Raw genomic sequence first — 1,482 nt, 5'->3', positions numbered from 1 at the left:
GGACCCGTTGATCAGCCCCAGCAGGAGCTGACCGAACAGGACCTGGGGGGGGCACCCCCAGCAGCTCCATCATGTGTCTGGTTCCTCCCAATCGCCCACTAAATCAGGACTCACTTCTTGGTGAAGGGGCAACCGCTGAGCTCCGCCGTCTGATAGGCCTCGGCGGCGGGGATCGTCCGCAGGATGTCATAGTAGTCCCAGCGACCCTTCGACTGCGCCGGCTGCTTGATCCGCGCCAAGTACATGTCGTGGATCATGCGGCCATTGGCCAGGATCTTGCCGTTCTTGGCGAACATGTCCTTGACCGGCAATTCCTTCATCTTGGCCGCGACCTTGACGCCGTCATCCGTGCCAGCCGCCTCGACCGACTTGAGATAGTGCAGGACCGAGGAATAGACGCCGGCCTGGACCATGGTCGGCTTGCGATTGGTCTTCTTCTCGAACTTGGCCGACCAGGCACGGGTCTCGTCGTCCATGTCCCAATAGAAGCCGGTGGTCAGCGACAACCCCTGCGCGGTTTGCAAACCAAGCGAATCGACGTCGGAGATGAACAGCAGCAGACCGGCCAGCGACTGTCCGGACGCGGTGATGCCGAACTCCGCCGCTTGCTTGATCGAGTTGGTCGTATCGGCGCCGGCGTTGGCCAGACCGATGACCTTGGCGCCCGAGGCCTGCGCCTGGAGCAGGAAGGACGAGAAGTCCGAGTTGTTGAGGGGATGGCGGACGCTGCCCTTGACCTCTCCCCCCATCGCCTTGACCTCGCGGGTCACGTCGGCTTCCAGGGCCTGTCCGAAGGCGTAGTCGGCCGTGATGAAGAACCAGCTTTTGCCGCCTTCCTGGACGACGGCGCGGCCGGTGCCGACCGCCAGCGCGTAGGTGTCGTAGGTCCAGTGGAAGCCGGTCGGCGAACAGGCGTCGCCCGTCAGCTTCGAGGTCGCCGCCCCGGAGATCAGCGTGATCTTGCCCTTGTCACGGGCGACTTCCTGGACGGCCAGGGCGGTCGAGGAGGTGACCAAGTCCGCGATGGCGTCGATCCCCTCGGTGTCGAACCACTGGCGCGCGATGTTGGACGATATGTCGGCCTTGTTCTGGTGGTCCGCCGAGATGACCTGGACCGGCTTGCCCGCGACCTTGCCGCCGAACTCCTCGACCGCCAACTGGGCGGCGACGACGGAGCCTTCGCCGGCGACATCGGCGTAGAGGCTGGACTTGTCGGTCAGGACGCCGATCTTGACGGCGTCACCGGAAATCTGGGCGCTGGCGGCGCCGGCGGACAGCGCGAGCAGGGCGGTGCCGGCGAGAAGAGTCTTGAGCATTTTCAACATCCCCATTCATCTTTGTCGTTGGTATTCTTGGTTTTTGGTCTTGTTCCGTCTGGCCACACGGGCGGAATACCGGCGTCCGACGCGTCAAGCGCGTCAGACGCCGAGATACTCGTGCAGTTTCCCCATGTTCGCCTCGAGCTGGTCGTTCGGGATCATG

1 protein-coding gene is annotated in these 1,482 nt (G+C 63.8%); it reads right to left on the bottom strand.

Translation table 11 applies throughout. From position 1 onward, the window contains the following. Positions 1-110 precede the first annotated feature (110 nt). Positions 111-1,316, bottom strand: a complete 1,206-nt coding sequence (locus N825_RS35585; protein WP_037462352.1) for an ABC transporter substrate-binding protein — start codon at positions 1,314-1,316, stop codon at positions 111-113. Between the last annotated feature and the right edge of the window lie 166 nt (positions 1,317-1,482).

Source organism: Skermanella stibiiresistens SB22, from assembly GCF_000576635.1.
Lineage (GTDB): Bacteria > Pseudomonadota > Alphaproteobacteria > Azospirillales > Azospirillaceae > Skermanella > Skermanella stibiiresistens.
The sequence above is the reverse complement of the archived record's forward strand: the minus strand, read 5'-3'. Positions and strand labels throughout refer to the sequence as shown.

Bases quoted from the DNA above. Each gene is read 5' to 3' on its own strand.
- N825_RS35585 (WP_037462352.1), bottom strand. From the start codon at position 1,316: ATGCTCAAGACTCTTCTCGCCGGCACCGCCCTGCTCGCGCTGTCCGCC.